Raw genomic sequence first — 15,499 nt, 5'->3', positions numbered from 1 at the left:
CATGCCCGCACCCGCTGGCACTCGCGACACACCGCATCCGCTTGACGGTGATCGAACGTGTGTTCGATCATGAGGTGTGACGATCGAGACGACGAGCCAGGCCGGAGCGCGAGTGCGCGGCGGCCGCATCGGCGTGCTCAAGGTGCCCGACTGGTCGGTCGTCGTCGCGCGCCAGACGGGCGCGCTGCCCGCGGGCGGCGAGCAGGGATCGCCCGGCGCGATCGTGCACGCGCTGCGCGTCGTCGCGTGCGACGCCGAGGCCCGCGCCGACGGCGTGCGAGTGGGGATGCGGGTGCGCGACGCCCAGGGCGCGTCGCCCATGCTCGCGCTCGCGCCCGCCGACCCGGTGGGGGAGGCGCTCGCCTTCGAGCGCGTCGTGCGCGCGGTGCTCGCGGTCGTGCCGACGGCGCAGCCGATCGGCGACGGGGCACTCGCGTTCCGGATGCGCGGGGCGAGCCGGTTCTACGGCTCCGAGTCGCGCGCGATCGAGGCGGTGCGCGGCGCGCTCGCCCCGCTCGGGCTGACGGCCGCCTTCGGCGTCGCCGACGACCGCTTCTCGGCGGAGCTCGCCGCCGGCGCGGGCGCCGAGACGATCGTGCCGCCGGGCCGCAGCCGCGAGTTCCTCAGCAGCCTGCCCGTCGGCGTGCTCGGCGACGACGAGCTGCCGAGCATGCTGCACCGGCTCGGCGTGCACACCCTCGGCGGCTTCGCGCAGCTGCCCGACGCGAGCGTGCGCGACCGCTTCGGCGAGGCCGGGCTCGTGGCGCTCGCGAGGGCGCGCGGCCTCGACGACCGGCGCGTCGACGACAGCGGCCTCGGCGAGGAGCGCGTGCTGCGGCTCGCGTTCGAGCCGGGCATCGAGGGCGTGCACGAGCTCGCGCTCGCGGTGCGCGAGCCGGTCGAGCGCTTCGTGCGGCAGCTCGCCGAGCAGCGGCTCGTGTGCAGCGAGATCCGCATCGTCATGCGCGGCGAGGAGGGCCGCGTGAGCGAGCGGCTCTGGCGGCAGCCGGGCTTCCTGCGCGCGGGCGACATCGTCGACCGGATGCGGTGGCAGCTGGGCGAGAGCGATCTCGGCTCGGCGCTCGTCGAGGTGCAAGCGCTGCCCGAGCGGCTCGACGCCGACGTCGAGCACATGCCGGGGCTGTGGGGCGGCGGCGACATCGACGACCGCACGAAGCACGCGCTCGAGCGGCTGCAGGGCATGCTCGGCCGCGAAGCGGTGCTCACCGCGCGGCCCGGCGGCGGGCGGCTGCTCGCCGAGCGCGGCGTGCTCACGCCGTGGGGCGACGCGCCAGCGCCGCAGGCCGCTGGGCCGTGGCCGGGCGCCCTGCCGCCGCCGCGGCCCGCGGTCGTCTTCCGGCCGCCGCTGCCCGTGCGGCTGCTCGACGCGGCGGGCGAATCGGTCGATGCCGCCGCGCTCGACGAGCGGCAGGGGAGCCCTGCCGCCTTCTCGCCCCCCGCATCCGCTCGCCGTCGCGTGGTCGCGTGGGCGGGGCCGTGGCCGATCCGGCGCCGCGAGCTCGGCGACGTCGTGCACCGCGTGCAGATCCTCGACGGCGAGGGGGAGGCGTGGGTGCTGCTGCACGCCGATGGGTCGTGGCTCGCGGAGGGGCGCTACGCCTGACGGCACCCGGTGCGTCGCAGCGGTCCGTTGCGGTCCCCGTTCCACCGAACGGGGACCGGTATCTCGGGTCCCGTCTGGTGGAAGGGGTCCCGGAAGGGGAGTCGGCTCACCCGGCGGCGGTGCCGGAGGGATCCGGCTCGCCCGGCAGCGAGTGCTCGGCCTTGCCGCGCCACGAGCGCCACGCCCAGATCGTGAAGCCGAGCACCACGCCCCACGCGATGACGACGACCGCGCCCGACCAGAACGACGGCGCGGCGATGAAGGCGCCGATCGAGACGAGCGAGACCTGCCCCGGCACGGAGGCGACGAGCGAGGCGATCGAGAACACGCGGCTCGGCACCCCGACGGCGCCGGCACCGTAGTTGACCGGCCAGTAGGGCATGCCCGGCATGACCCGCAGGGTGAAGACGGCCGCGAAGCCGCTGCTCTCGTCGAGCCGCTCCTCGAGCTTCCGGGCGTGCCGGCCGAGCAGGCGCATGACGGTCGTGCGCCCGAGGCCGCGCGCGATCCAGTAGGCGCCGATGCTGCCGATGACGGCGCCGACGATCGAGAGCAGGCTGCCGCCGATGACGCCGAACAGCAGCCCGCCCAGCAGCGCCATGATCGTCACCGGGATGGGCGTGAGCGCCACGACGGCGTAGGCGGCGACGAAGACGAGCCAGCTCCACCAGCCGAAGCCCTCGATGCGCTCGCGGAGGTCGTCGAGCTCGGGCAGGCGCACGGTCGCCGCGACCCAGATGAGCGCGACGACGACGACGGCGAGCGCGGCGACGCGCAGCGCGGTGCCCCGGCGCGACCCGCGGCGCGCGGCATCCCCGCCGCGCCGATCGTCGTCGGCGCGGCCGGCTCCGGCGCGACCGGAGGCACGGGTGGCTGACACGGAGCCAGCCTACGGTCGCGCTGCCGAGAGCCCGCCGCGTCGCGAGCGGCCCGTGGCGCTCGCGGGCGGGGACGGGTAGCATTCGAATGTACGTTCGAACGAGGTGGACGCCTCGACGACACGCGGGAGGGAGGCGAGCCGATGGGCTGGAACAACCCGGCGATGCCGTGGAGCGAGCTCGAGGGCATCCTCTCCGACCGCGACGTCAGCGCCGGCCGCACGCCGCACGCGCGTGACCTCGACGAGGCGCGGCGCCGCCGCGTGCGCGTGCCGCAGCCCGGCGCGGTCACGCCCTACGCCGAGCTGCACGCGCACTCGCACTACTCGTTCCTCGACGGCGCCGCGAGCCCTGCCGAGCTCGTCACCGAGGCGCGCCGGCTCGGCCTCGAGGCGCTCGCGCTCGTCGACCACGACGGGCTCTACGGCGCGGTGCGCTTCGCCGAGGCGGCCGCCGAGGCCGAGCTGCCGACCGTCTTCGGCACCGAGTTCTCGATCGGCCTCGACGAGCCGCAGAACGGCGTGCCCGATCCGGGCGGCAGCCACCTCGTCGCGCTCGCGACCGGCCCGGCCGGCTACACGGCGCTCGCGACCGCGCTCACCGACGGCTACCTCGCGACCGACGCGAAGGGCGCGCCGGGCGAGAAGGGCAGGCCCGTCTTCGAGCTCGAGCGGCTCGCCGAGACGGCGCGCGGCGAGTGGATGATCCTCTCGGGCTGCCGCAAGGGCGCCGTGCGGCAGGCGTTCGGCGACGCCGACCCGGAGGGGACGGATGCGGCGGGCCGCGAGCTCGACCGGCTCGCGTCGCTCTTCGGCCGGGACCGCGTCGTGGTGGAGCTGAGCGACATCGGCGACCCGCGCGACTTCGAGCGCAACCGGGCGCTCGCCGCGCTCGGCGAGGCGCGCGGCCTGCCGGTGATCGCGACGACGAACGCGCACATCGCGAGCCCCGCGCAGCAGCGGCTCGGCGACGCGGTCGCGGCGGTGCGCGCGCGCCGCTCGATCGACGAGCTCGACGCGTGGCTGCCCGCGGGCGGCGTCCCGTCGCTGCGGTCGGGCGACGTCATGGCCCGCCGCTTCCGGCGCTTCCCGGGCGCGATCGACACGGCCGCCGCCCTCGGTCGCGAGCTCGCCTTCGACCTGCGCGCCGCATCCCCTCGCCTGCCCCGCGTGCCGGTGCCCGACGGCCACTCGCCGATGAGCTGGCTGCGCGCGCTCGTCGCCGAGCGGCTGCCGCGCGTCTACGACGTCGACGGCGCCGGCCGCCCGAGCCCGGAGGTCGCGGCGCGGCTCGAGCACGAGCTCGGCCTCATCGAGCACAAGGGCTTCGCCGGCTACTTCCTCATCGTCTTCGAGATCGCCGACTTCGCGCACCGGCAGGGCATCCTCTGCCAGGGCCGAGGCAGCGCGGTCGCGAGCGCGGTGTGCTTCATCCTCGGCATCACCGCCGTCGACCCCATCCGCTACAAGCTGCCGTTCGAGCGCTTCATCTCGATGATGCGCGAGGAGGAGCCCGACATCGACATCGACTTCGACGCGGGCCGGCGCGAGGAGGTCATCCAGCACGTCTACGAGCGCTACGGCCGCCGCAACGCCGCGCAGGTCGCGAACGTCATCACCTACCGGCCGAAGTCGGCGGTGCGCGACGCGGCGAAGGCGCTCGGCTACGCCGTCGGCCAGCAGAACGCGTGGTCGAAGTCGGTCGAGTCGTACTCGAAGCCCGACGTCGACGGGATGCCCGAGGACGTCGCGCTGCTCGCCGCCGAGTTCCTGCACGCGCCGCGCCACCTCGGCATCCACTCGGGCGGCATGGTGCTCACCGACGAGCCGGTCGGCTCGGTGTGCCCGATCGAGCCCGCGCGCATGCCGGGCCGCACGGTGCTGCAGTGGGACAAGGACGACTGCGAGTGGATGGGGCTCGTGAAGTTCGACCTGCTGGGCCTCGGCATGCTCGGCGCCATCTCGCACACGCTCGAGCTCGCGCGCGACCACCTCGGCGAGGCGTGGTCGATCGCGTCGATCCCCGCCGAGGAGGCGGGCGTCTACGACATGCTGTGCGAAGCGGATGCGGTGGGCGTGTTCCAGGTCGAGTCGCGCGCGCAGATGGCGACCCTCCCGCGCCTCAAGCCGCGCTGCTTCTACGACCTCGTGATCGAGATCGCGCTCATCCGCCCCGGCCCGATCCAGGGCGGCGCGGTGCACCCCTACATCCGCCGCCGCACGGGCGCCGAGCCGATCAGCTACCCGCACGAGCTGCTCGTGCCCGTGCTCGAGCGCACGCTCGGGGTGCCGCTGTTCCAGGAGCAGCTCATGCAGATGTCGGTCGCGGTCGGCGGCTTCGACGCCGCCGAGGCCGACCAGCTGCGGCGCGCGATCGGCTCGAAGCGCTCGCGCGAGCGCATCGAGGCGCTCAAGGCGAAGCTCTTCGCCGGCATGGCCGCCAACGGCGTCGACGACGCGACGGCCGAGTCGATCTACCGCAAGATCGAGGCGTTCGCGGGCTTCGGCTTCGCCGAGTCGCACTCGCTCGCGTTCGGCAAGCTCGTCTACTCCTCCTCGTGGCTCAAGCTGCACTACCCGGCGGCGTTCCTCGCGGGGCTGCTGCGCAGCCAGCCGATGGGGTTCTGGTCGCCGCAGACGCTCGTGAAGGATGCGCTGCGGCACGGGGTCGAGACGCTGCGCCCGTGCGTGGTGCGCTCGGCCGCCGTCGCGGGCCTCGAGCGGCACGGCGAGCGCCGCCCCGGTCTCGACGCGTGCCTCGAGCGCGAGCAGCCGCCCGTGCCGCCGGTGGCCTCGGAGTCGCTCGCGATGCGCGACCGGCATCGCCGCGACGCGGGCTTCGCGGTGCGGATGGGGCTCGCGAGCGTCGCGGGCGTCGGCGAGGGGGCGGCCGAGCGCATCGTCGCGGCGCGCGAGACCGCGCCGCTGCGCGACATCCACGACCTCGCGCGCCGCGCCGACCTCGACCGCGGCGAGCTCGAGGCGCTCGCGACCGCCGGTGCGCTCGACGCGCTCGGCGTCAGCCGCCGCGAGGGGCTGTGGCTCGCGGGCCCCGCCTCGACCGAGCGGGAGGATCAGCTCGAGGGCTCGCAGCTCGTCATCCAGCCGCCGCTGCTGCCGATGCTCTCGGCCTCCGAGCAGGTGGCGCTCGACATCTGGTCGACGGGCGTCGCGACCGACGACCACCCCGTGCGGCACGCGCGGGCGATGCTCGACGCGCGGGGCGTGCTGCCGATCGAGCGGCTCGCCGACGCCGAGCCCGGCCGACGCGTGCAGACGGCGGGCATCGTCACGCACCGGCAGCGGCCGAGCACGGCGCAGGGCGTGACCTTCATGAACCTCGAGGACGAGACGGGGATGCTCAACGTCATCATCTCGAAGGGGCTGTGGGCGCACTCGCGGCAGGTCGCGCGGCACTCGCCCGCGCTCATCGTGCGCGGCATGCTGCAGCGCACGCCCGAGGGCGTCATCGCGGTGCTCGCCGACCGGCTCGACCGCTTCGAGGTGCCGAGCCCCGGCTCGCGCGACTTCTCCTGAGCGCCGTCAGGCGATCCGCACCTCGAGCCCGGCCGACTCGAGCGCGTCGCGCATCTCGTCGGCGATGCCCGCGTCGGTGATCACGCCCCGGAACGCCTCGAGCGGCGCGACGCTCGCGAGCGTGCGCACCCCGAGCTTCGACGAGTCGGCGACGATCCACGCCTCGGTCGCGCGCTCGGCGAGCAGCTGGTTGACGCGCGCCTCGCGCTCGTCGTGCACGGTCGGCCCGACCTCGGGGTCGAGCCGATCGGCCGCAGCGCGCCGTGCCGGCGCACGCAGTTCTCGCTCAGCTGCAGCACGACCGGCAGGCCGGTCGCCTCCGCGGCGGCGGCGAACGCCTCGGCCGACTCGAGGTGCAGCACGTTGAACGCCGCGAGGCCGCGGTGCTCGGCGCGCGCCTCGGCGAGCAGCTCGGCGGTGGGGATGAGCGGCATCAGGCCTCCAGGTCTCGAGTGCGGATGCGCTCGGCGAGCGCGGCGAGGACGGGGTCGTCGGGCGCGCCGATCGAGCCGGCGAGCGGGTGGAGCACGGCGGCCGCCGACCAGAGCGCGCAGCGGTGCGCGATCGCGTGCGGGTCGGCCTCGCCCTCGGCGAGGCACGCGGCGAGCGCGGCGACCGCCGCATCGCCCGCGCCGGTCGTGTTGCCCTCGAGCGGCCGGTCGAGGGCAGCGGCCACCGCGCGTCGCTCGTCGACGAGCACGAGCCCCTCGGCGTCGAGGGACGCGAGCGCGGTCGCGCCGCGCCCGGCGAGCGAGCGGGCGGCGGCGACGGGGTCGGCCATGCCGGTCGCCTCGGCGAGCTCGGCCCGGTTCGGCTTGACGTGGCTCGCGCCCGCGTCGATCGCCGATCGCAGCAGCGAGCCCGGCACGTCGGCGATCGCCGGCACGCCCCGCTCGTGCGCGGCATCGAGCAGCGCGAGCACCGCCGCGGGATCAACCTCGAGGTGGTCTCGTGGGACGACCTCGACTCGGTCGAGGGCGGGCCCGACCCCGCGTGCCCCGCCTCGGCGCTGCAGCTGCACCCCGACGCGCTCGTGCTCGTCGACGAGGCGGCCGCGAGCCGGCCGTCGGCCCGGGCGGTCGCCGAGCGCCGCTGACCCGCTGCCCGCGGCTCAGCGGACGGGCTCGCCCGCGCGCCAGGTGCCGACGACGCCCAGCCGCTCGTCGAGCGCGACGAGGTCGGCCGCCGCGCCGACCTCGATGCGGCCGAGGTCAGCCCGGCCGAGCGCGTCGGCCGGCGCCCTCGACGCGGCGTCGAGCGCCGCCTCGAGCGGCGCGCCCGCCGCGACGAGCACGCGCACGGCGCGGTCGAGCGTGAGCGTCGAGCCCGCGATCGAGCCGCCCTCGGCGAGCCGCGGGAGGCCCTCCTCGACGCGCACGTCGAGGCTGCCGATCCGGTAGGCGCCGTCGGGCATGCCGGCTGCGGCCATCGCGTCGGTGATGAGCGCGAGCCGGCCGGGCGCCGAGCGCGCGAGCAGGCCGAGCATCTCGGCAGCGACGTGCTCGCCGTCGGCGATCGCCTCGAGCGTCACGCGCTCGTCGAGCAGCGCGGCGGCGAGCGGACCGGGGGAGCGGTGGTGCATGGGCGGCATGCCGTTGCACGCGTGGGTGAGGAGCGTGGCGCCCGCGTCGAAGGCCGCGCGCGCGGTCGCGGCGTCGGCGCCCGTGTGGCCGACGGCGACGCGCACGCCCGCGGCCGAGAAGCGCGCGATCGCCTCGATCGCGCCCGGGAGCTCCGGCGCGATCGTCACCTGCAGGACGTGCCCATCGCCCGCCTCGAGCAGTCGGTCGACCGCGTCTGCGGTCGGCGCCGTGAGCGCGGCGGGGTCGTGGGCGCCGCGGTGGCTGTCGGCGAGGAACGGCCCCTCGAGGTGCACGCCGAGCACCGCGGGGTCGACGGCGGCGCGCGCCGCGGCCGCCCGGACGCGCGGGACGAGCGCGTCGAGCGGCGCCGTGACGAGCGAGACGGCCTGCCGCGTCGTGCCGTGGGCGGCGTGGAAGCCGAGCACGGCATCCCAGTCGGGCTCGTCGTCGTCGAACGCCGAGCCGACGGCGCCGTGGCAGTGGAGGTCGACGAAGCCGGGTGCGAGCGTCGCGCGCGGCAGGTCGATGTCGGCCGCGCGCGGCGGCGCTCCCTGCCCCACGGCGGTGATGACGCCGCCCTCGAGCTCGAGCCACGCATCCGGCACCAGCACGCCCTCGAGCAGGGCCCGACCGGCCCGCATCAGCACCTTCGACTCGCTCACTCCGCCAGCGTAGGGCGCGCGGGAACGGCGAGGGCCCGCGCCGAGCCGGTCGGCTCAGCGCGGGCCCTCGGGTCAGGCGATCAGCAGCTGGTGCGCCACGCGTTCGGCGACAGCGTCGCCGGGCCGCCGACGTTCGCGACCGACGTCGGGGCGAGCCACGCGATCGTGTCCTCCACGTCGAGCGTCACGCACGAGCCGGCGGCGAGCAGCACCGGCGCGCTCCGCTCGCCGGCGAGCATCGACGCGGAGAGCGCGTCGGGGAACACCCGGCCCGAGGCGATGGCGATCGCCTGCTGCTCCTGCGGCTCGATGAAGGCGCGCACGAGCTGGGAGCTCACCGCGTAGCGGTCGTAGCCGTCGATGCGGTCGACGTCGACACCCGCGTCGCGGTAGCCGCGCAGCGCGGCGTCGCCGACGGTCGCGCGCCCGCCGACGACGGTCGCCGATGCGGCGCCGAGCGACTCGAGCGCGCCGAGCGTGCTGGCGTTCGCCGACTCGCGCGGCGTCAGCAGCACCGGCATGTCGCCGACGGCCGAAGCGACGCCGCTCGCCGACACGGCGTCCGAGAACACGAGGCCGCTCGCGATGAGCGCGTGCGAGGCGGTGCCGAAGAAGCGCTCGGCGACGAGCGCCGCCGTCTCGTAGCGGTCGCCGCCGGCGACGCGCGTCACGGTCGCGTTGGGCACGACCTGCGAGACCTGCTCGACCACTGCGCTCGAGATCGTCGAGGTGCCGCCCACGATCGTGACGCTCGACGGCTGCAGGCGGCGCAGCTCCGCCTCCGTCACGGCCGGCAGCGCGCCGCTGCGCGTGAGCAGCAGGCTCGCGTCCGCGTGCGCCGCGGCCGGGCCGGCGGTGAGCGCGTCGGTGAAGATCGCGCCGGAGGCGAGCACGACATCCGTGCCCGGCTCGAAGAGCGCCTCGGAGACCGCGACGTTCGCCTCGTAGCGGTCGGCACCCGCGAAGGTCTCGACCGTCGCCTCGACGGGCGGCAGCGCCTCCCACGCGAGGCCGATCACGACGGCGTCGTGGTCGCTCGCGCGGTAGGGGTCGGGCGCGAAGAGCGCGTCCTGCGCCGGCTGCTTGAACGCCATCGAGTAGTCGATGAGGCTCACCTCGTCGGCGTTCGCGTGCCACGCGGCGGCACCGGCGACGAAGGGCATGAGCCCGGCGTCGGCGAGGCCGTAGTCGAGGTAGCCGAGCTGGCCGTCGAAGACGTACGTGTACGCCTCCTCGCCCTGGAACTCCTCCAGCAGGTCGGTGTAGCCGGCCGCCTCGAGCGTCGTGATCGGGTCCTCGTGGTCGTAGGCGTTGAGGTCGCCGATGATGAGGGAGCCCTCGGCGCCCTGCCCGGTCGGGTCGCCCTCGAGCCAGTCGGCGAGCGCCGCGGCGGCCGCGGTGCGCACGTCGTTGCAGTTGCCCTGCTCGGGCGTGCCCTCATCGCCCGGGCAGGCCGAGCCCTTCGACTTGAGGTGGTTGACCGCGACGGTGAGGATGCGGTCGGTCTCGAGGTCGCGGAACGACTGCGCGAGCGCGGGCCGGTTGTAGGCGGTGTCGAAGCGCGGGTCGATCGACTCGTCGAGCGTCGCGAAGGCGCCGGCCGGTGCGACGAGCGCGGGCTGGTAGATGAGCGCCGTCGTGATGGCGTCGGTGCCGAGCGTGCCGGTGTCGATGCCGGCCCAGCGCTCGGTGCCGTCCTCGTTCGGGCCCGCGACCTCGTTGAGCGCCGCGACGAGCGTCTCGAGCGCGACGCCGTCGTTGTTCTCGATCTCGAGCAGGCCGACGATGGCCGAGTCGAGCTCGTCGATCGCGGCGACGATCTTCGCCTCCTGGCGCTCGAACTCCTCGGCCGTGACGGCACCGCGGTCGTTGAGCGTCGTGAAGTAGTTCAGCACGTTGAACGAGGCGACCTCGAGCGAGGCACCCTCGATCTCGGGCGCCGCAGGGCGCTCGTTCACCGCGGTGTAGGTGCCGGGCTCGGTGGGCTGCAGCTTCCACGTGGAGTTGCGGAACTCCAGCACGCCCGTGAGGCCCTCGATCGTGTCGCCGCCGCGGAAGTCGTTCTCGAGCGTGAACTCCGCGAGGTTGCCGGGGTGGATCGCCGGGTCGGCGTTCTGCACCGAGCGGCCGTCGTCGACCGTGATGCGCTGCTCGGCGTTCGCGGTGCGCACGGCGGCGGCCTCGGCGGAGCCGGGCGCCGCGACCGCGGTCGGCTGCATCTGGCGGTCGGTGCCGAGCACGACCTCGCCGTAGCGGCCGAAGTTGAAGTACTCGAGGATCGAGAGCTCCTGCGGGAGCGTGACGAGCATGCCCTCGAAGCGCTCCTCGTCGGCGATCGGCAGCTCGAGCTCGACGGCCGCCGGCACCGTGCCGGCGCCGCAGTCGAGGATCGACGGGTTCGTCAGCTGCGTCTGGCCCTGGAACTCGCCGGCAGTGCCGGTGACGGTCAGGAGGTCGCCCTCCGTGACGGCGTCGGCGCCGGGCGCGTAGACGAAGACGGCGTCGCTCGTGGCGGCGTCGCCGTCACCGGCGTCCTGCAGGTGGAAGCCGTTGAAGCCGCCCTCCTGCCAGTCGCCGACGACCGTGCCGCGCACGGTCACCACCTGGCCGGCGACGGGCGTCGTGTCGCCCGAGCCCTGGACGGAGCCGATCGTCACCGCATCCGACTCGCACGTGATGTCGGCGGGCGGCTCCTGCACCTCGACGACGCGGTTCGCGACGCCCGGGGTGTTCCACGCCTGGCCGGGCTCGGGGGTCGCGCCCTCGAAGCCCGCGATGCCGGCGCCGTTGAAGGCGTTGCGCACCCAGTCGCTCGCGCTGCCGGTGTCGGTGCCGTCGGGCACGCGGCTCGCGCCGCCGACGGTGGCCGAGCCACCGTCGAAGCCCTGGTCGAGGATCGTGCCCCACGCGAGGTCGCCCGCGTCGGCGTCGCGGACGCCGACCGCGTCGACGACGGTGAAGCCGACGCCCTCGTCGATCGCGCCGTCCTTGTCGGCGTCGACGACCTGGCCGCCGGTCGCGGTGCCCTGCACGAGCAGGATCGAGGCAGAGCCGTTCTGGATGCCGTTGGTCGCGTAGCGCAGCACGCCGAAGCCGCTCGCGTCGACCGCGGGCGCAGCGTCGGCCCGGATGACCTTGCCCTGGTTGCTGTTCGAGTCGCCCTCGACGATCACGATCATGTGATCGCTCAGGTCGGTGCCGGGTGCCGCGTGGACCTCGACGAACTCGGCGTTCGTGTCGGTCCCGTTGACGTCGGCCGAGAACTCGTTGATGACTGGGTGCTCCGCGGCGACTGCCGGGGAGGCGACCAGGCCCGTGAGGGCCAGCGCGGCGACTGTTCCAGTGCCGAGCATCGTGCGTGCGCGCATAGATCCACTCCGTTGAGGTGCAGGGTGCTCCTGAACCTAGCCGCAGCCGACGACAAGCGCACCGCTTTCCGGTGAACAGCCGGTGACACGCCGCTCGGGGCGCGTCCGCGGGCGGTGCCGGACGCGTCAGCGGAAGATGATGGTGCGCTGCCCGTCGAGCAGCACGCGGTCCTCGGCGAACCACTGCACGGCGCGCGAGAGGGTGCGCGACTCGACGTCCTGGCCGATCGCGACGAGCTGCGCCGGGCTCTGCGTGTGGTCGACGCGCTCGACGTTCTGCTCGATGATCGGGCCCTCGTCGAGGTCGCTCGTGACGAAGTGGGCGGTCGCGCCGATGAGCTTCACGCCCCGCGCGTGCGCCTGCCGGTAGGGGTTCGCGCCCTTGAAGCCTGGCAGGAAGGAGTGGTGGATGTTGATGAGCCGGCCCTCGAGCGCCGCGCACAGCTCGGGGGAGAGGATCTGCATGTAGCGGGCGAGCACGACGAGCTCGACGCCCTCGCGCTCGACGACCTCGAGCATCCGTCGCTCGAACGCCGCCTTCGAGTCGGCGTCGACGACCGGCGCGTGCTCGAAGGGCACGCCGTAGAACGCCGCGAGTCCCGCGAGGTCGGGGTGGTTCGACATCACGAGCGGGATGTCGACCGAGAGCTGCCCGGCCCGCTGGCGGAAGAGCATGTCGTTGAGGCAGTGCGCGGCCTTCGAGACGAGCACGAGCGTCTTGAGCGGCCGGGCGACGTCGTCGAGCTGCCACTGCATGCCGTAGCGCTCGACGACCGGCGCGAGCCGCTCCTCGAAGTCGCCGCGCTCGGCCTCGGCCTCGACCTGCAGGCGCATGAAGAAGCGGTCGGTGTCGGCGGAGGAGAACTGCTGCGACTCGGTGATGTTGCCGCCGCACGCCACGATCGCGCCGGTGATGGCGTGGACGATGCCGGGGCGGTCGTCGCAGACGATCGACAGGATCCAGTGGTTGGCGCTCATCCGCTCGATCCTACGAGCGATCGCGCCTCACTCCGGCCGCGAGCCCTCCGGCCACTCGGGCTCGGGCAGCGCCCCGGCCACGAGGTCGAGCAGCGCGTCGACGTCGGCGGTGCGGTAGCGCGCGCCGCTCAGCGCGATCGTGGAGGGCAGCGACACGGCGCCGGCGATGACGTCCGCGAGCGCGGCCTCCCCGTCGGCGGACTCGGGCGCCGCGGCGAAGGCGAGCACGCGCGCGCGCCACGCGTCGACCGCGGGAGCGGGGTAGCCCGGCTGCCACGCGCTCGCGGAGTGCAGGGGCAGGGCGGTGATCGCCTCGGTGGTCAGCACACGGCAAGCGTAGGGGCGCGCTACGCGCCCGCCGGCCCGCGGAGCGCCGCGGCCTCGAGCGCGCGGAGCGCCGTCTCGGCGCGGTCGAGGAAGTCGTCGACCTCGAGCTGCGCGTAGCCCTCGCGGAACGTCGTGACCGAGAAGCGCTGCGCCGGGATGTCGGCGGCGAGCAACTCGATGCCGTCGCCGTCGTGCTCGGCGTAGGCGCGCAGCGTGCGCGCGACGCGGTCGAGGAAGTCGTCGACCGCGTCCATGTCGTAGCCGGGGCCGAAGCGGGTCGTCGCGAAGCGCGCGGAGATGACGTCGTCGGCGGTGAGCACGGCCCGATGCTATCGGCGGCATAGGCTTGCCGGTCGTGAGTGAGCAGTCGACGACCCGGGCGGGGAAGGCCGCGGACCGCTTCCCGACCGCCGCGCTCGCGGTGCTCGCGCTCGCCGTCTTCACGAACATCTCGGTCGAGATGCTCCCGATGGGCCTGCTGCTGCCCATGAGCCGCGAGCTCGGCGTGGGCGAGGGCGCGATCGGCCTGCTCGTGACGATCTTCGCCTTCACCGTCGTCGCGTCGTCCACGACGCTCGTCCGCCTGACCCGACGCATCCCCCGCCACTTGCTCGTCATCACGGTGCTCGTGGTGTTCGGGCTCAGCTGCTTCGGGTCGGCGCTCGCGCCCGACTACGCGTGGTCGGTCGCCTTCCGTGTCGTGGGCGGCATCGTGCACGGCGTCTTCTGGACGGTCGTGGGCGCCTATGCCGCCTACCTCGTAAAGCCCCACCAGCTCGCGCGCGCCGTCGCGATCACCTCGGCGGGCGGCTCGTTCGCCTACGTGCTCGGGCTGCCGCTCGCGACGCTGCTCGGCCAGCTCATCGGCTGGCGCTGGTCGTTCGCGCTCTTCGGCGCCGTGTGTCTCGCGGTCGCGGTGGCCGTGTGGCGGCTGCTGCCGCCCGTCGACCACTTGCGCGACCGAGCCACGACCTCGACGGGCTCGATCGCGCTGCCCGATCCCGAGCCGGGCAAGAGCGTGCGCGGCGTCGCGCTCGCGATCCTCTCGACGACCGTCGTCATGCTCGGCCACTACGCGCTCTACACCTACGTCTCGCCGTTCCTCGTGGATCACGCGGGCGTGCCCGAGTCGTGGCTCTCGGGCGCGCTGTTCGGCTACGGCGTCGTCGGCATCGCGGCGGTGCTCGCGATCGCGCTGTGGCTCGGCAAGCGGCCGACCGCGGCGACGCTCGCGATGCTCGTCGCCGGCATCGCGGCGATGCTCGCGCTCGGGCTCTCGCAGCACGTCGTGCTGACGGTCGCGGCGGTGATGCTGTGGGCGTTCTCGCTCGGCGCGCTGCCGGCGCTGCTGCAGACGCGGCAGCTGCAGGCGACGCCCGAGCGGATGCTGCAGCAGGCGACCGCCTGGTACACGACGGGCTTCAACGTCGGCATCGGCGCGGGCGCGCTGCTCGGCGCGTTCGTGCTCGAGTCGCTCGGCGTCGGCGCGCTGCCGTGGGCGCTGCTCGTCGGGCTCGGGATCGCGCTCGTGCTCGTCTCGAGCGACGTCGCGCTGCACCGGCGCGACCTCGCGCGGCTGCGCTGACGCGGCTCCTCGGGGAGCGGGTCTCAGCTCAGGCCGGCGGGCACCGCGGCCGCGAGCGCGGCGCGCACGGCCGCGATCGCCGGGTCGCCCTCCGAGGCGGCGCGCGCGGCGGTGAAGACCTCGCGCCGGGGTGCGCCCGGCAGCTCGACGATGCGGAAGCCGACCTCCGTGCCGACCCACGTGAGGTCGTTCACGATGCCGACCGCGTGGCCCGTCTCGATGAGCCGCATCTGCGCCTGGAGGTCGGCGGTCGCGAAGCGCACGTCGGGCTCGAAGCCCGCGACCCGGCACTGCTGCTCGCCGAAGTGCCGCGACGCGGCGCCGACGGGCTCCATGACCCACGCGTGCGCGGCGGCGTCGGCGAGCCGCTCGATGCGCGAGTCGGGCGGCACCGCGAGCCGCAGCGCGTCGGTCGTGAGCAGCTGCCGGTCGAGGCCCGCGTGCTGCGGTGCGGCGTGCCCCGGGTACTGCTCGGCGACCACGAGGTCGAAGTCGCCGACGAAGGTGTCGTAGAGCGCCGTCTCGGGCTCGCGCTGCACCATCTCGACCCGCACCTCGGGCGCCTCGTCGGCGAGGATCCGCAGCATGTGGGGCACGAGCCCGAGCGCTGCCGACTGGAACACGGCGATGCGCACGGTGCCGACCGGCCGCCCGAGCGACGCGGCGACGGCGCGCTCGGCCGCCTCGAGACCGGTGAGGATGCCCTCGGCGTGCTCGGCGAGGAGCTCGCCCTGCGCGGTGAGCGCGAGGCGCCTGCCCTGCTTGCGCGTGAGCGGCACGCCGACCTCGCGCTCGAGCGCGGAGAGCTGCTGCGAGACGGCGCTCGGCGCGTAGGCGAGCGCGGTCGCGACCGCGGCGATCGTGCCGCGCAGGCGCAGCTCCCGCAGCAGCCGCAAGCGTCGGACGTCGAGCATTCGGCCCTCCCGAGAAGCATCGCGAATCACGACGGATATCCATC

Annotated in this window: 13 protein-coding genes and 1 pseudogene; 4 read left to right on the top strand and 10 right to left on the bottom strand. The window is 74.8% G+C overall.

The features are described 5' to 3' along the window. The first annotated feature begins 76 nt into the window (after window positions 1-76). Entirely contained in the window at window positions 77-1,624 is a 1,548-nt protein-coding gene (locus JQT67_RS05495) for a DNA polymerase Y family protein (protein ID WP_208063844.1), read from the top strand. Between the two features lie 106 nt (window positions 1,625-1,730). Here the strand turns inward: JQT67_RS05495 and JQT67_RS05490 are convergent, their stop codons facing one another. Next, window positions 1,731-2,504, bottom strand: coding sequence for a TVP38/TMEM64 family protein (locus JQT67_RS05490; RefSeq protein WP_208063843.1), 774 nt, complete (start codon window positions 2,502-2,504; stop codon window positions 1,731-1,733). Window positions 2,505-2,645: 141 nt separating this feature from the next. Here JQT67_RS05490 and JQT67_RS05485 point away from each other — a divergent pair, with 141 nt between their 5' ends. Further along, window positions 2,646-6,038: an error-prone DNA polymerase gene (locus JQT67_RS05485; RefSeq protein WP_208063842.1), complete on the top strand. Its 3,393-nt coding sequence runs from the start codon at window positions 2,646-2,648 to the stop codon at window positions 6,036-6,038. Between the two features lie 6 nt (window positions 6,039-6,044). On the opposite strand, the gene JQT67_RS13435 is transcribed toward JQT67_RS05485, so the two are convergent. From JQT67_RS13435 to JQT67_RS05475, 3 genes and pseudogenes are all read right to left on the bottom strand, one after another. After that, window positions 6,045-6,257, bottom strand: a complete 213-nt coding sequence (locus JQT67_RS13435; RefSeq protein WP_307864230.1) for a hypothetical protein — start codon at window positions 6,255-6,257, stop codon at window positions 6,045-6,047. A gap of 50 nt (window positions 6,258-6,307) precedes the next feature. Further along, window positions 6,308-6,472 (bottom strand): annotated as a pseudogene (locus JQT67_RS13430) (class II fructose-bisphosphate aldolase); the annotation flags it as partial. Further along, on the bottom strand, window positions 6,472-6,924 hold the full coding sequence (locus JQT67_RS05475; RefSeq protein WP_307864229.1) for a PfkB family carbohydrate kinase: 453 nt from the start codon (window positions 6,922-6,924) through the stop codon (window positions 6,472-6,474). The pseudogene JQT67_RS13430 and the gene JQT67_RS05475, both read right to left, overlap by 1 nt. Before the next feature lie 9 nt (window positions 6,925-6,933). On the opposite strand from JQT67_RS05475, the gene JQT67_RS05470 reads away from it, so the two are divergent. Next, the gene (locus tag JQT67_RS05470; RefSeq protein WP_208063976.1) at window positions 6,934-7,134 is read left to right on the top strand and encodes a hypothetical protein; all 201 of its coding nucleotides are present in this window, start codon (window positions 6,934-6,936) and stop codon (window positions 7,132-7,134) included. Window positions 7,135-7,149: 15 nt separating this feature from the next. Here JQT67_RS05470 and JQT67_RS05465 read toward each other — a convergent pair whose 3' ends face one another. The 5 genes from JQT67_RS05465 to JQT67_RS13745 form a co-directional block, all read right to left on the bottom strand. Next, window positions 7,150-8,283, bottom strand: a complete 1,134-nt coding sequence (locus tag JQT67_RS05465; RefSeq protein WP_307864227.1) for an amidohydrolase family protein — start codon at window positions 8,281-8,283, stop codon at window positions 7,150-7,152. An 80-nt stretch (window positions 8,284-8,363) separates the two neighbouring features. Continuing rightward, window positions 8,364-11,651 (bottom strand): ExeM/NucH family extracellular endonuclease, encoded by a 3,288-nt coding sequence (locus JQT67_RS05460; protein WP_208063839.1) that lies wholly within the window; start codon window positions 11,649-11,651, stop codon window positions 8,364-8,366. Between the two features lie 126 nt (window positions 11,652-11,777). Beyond that, the gene (gene purU / locus JQT67_RS05455) at window positions 11,778-12,629 is read right to left on the bottom strand and encodes a formyltetrahydrofolate deformylase (RefSeq protein ID WP_021010778.1); all 852 of its coding nucleotides are present in this window, start codon (window positions 12,627-12,629) and stop codon (window positions 11,778-11,780) included. 27 nt (window positions 12,630-12,656) lie between these two features. Then, window positions 12,657-12,956, bottom strand: coding sequence for a hypothetical protein (locus JQT67_RS05450; protein WP_021010777.1), 300 nt, complete (start codon window positions 12,954-12,956; stop codon window positions 12,657-12,659). Window positions 12,957-12,976: 20 nt separating this feature from the next. Continuing rightward, window positions 12,977-13,276, bottom strand: a complete 300-nt coding sequence (locus JQT67_RS13745) for a DivIVA domain-containing protein (RefSeq protein ID WP_021010776.1) — start codon at window positions 13,274-13,276, stop codon at window positions 12,977-12,979. Window positions 13,277-13,311: 35 nt separating this feature from the next. Between JQT67_RS13745 and JQT67_RS05435 the strand changes: the two genes are divergently transcribed. Beyond that, window positions 13,312-14,541 (top strand): MFS transporter, encoded by a 1,230-nt coding sequence (locus JQT67_RS05435; protein ID WP_208063838.1) that lies wholly within the window; start codon window positions 13,312-13,314, stop codon window positions 14,539-14,541. 23 nt (window positions 14,542-14,564) lie between these two features. Here the strand turns inward: JQT67_RS05435 and JQT67_RS05430 are convergent, their stop codons facing one another. Beyond that, window positions 14,565-15,455, bottom strand: coding sequence for a LysR substrate-binding domain-containing protein (locus JQT67_RS05430; RefSeq protein WP_208063837.1), 891 nt, complete (start codon window positions 15,453-15,455; stop codon window positions 14,565-14,567). Window positions 15,456-15,499: the final 44 nt, after the last annotated feature.

Origin of the sequence: Agrococcus sp. TF02-05 (genome assembly GCF_017565345.1) — a bacterium.
In the GTDB taxonomy this organism is placed as follows: domain Bacteria; phylum Actinomycetota; class Actinomycetes; order Actinomycetales; family Microbacteriaceae; genus Agrococcus; species Agrococcus pavilionensis.
Note: the sequence above shows the minus strand (reverse complement) of the source record. Positions and strands in the feature narration are given on the sequence as shown.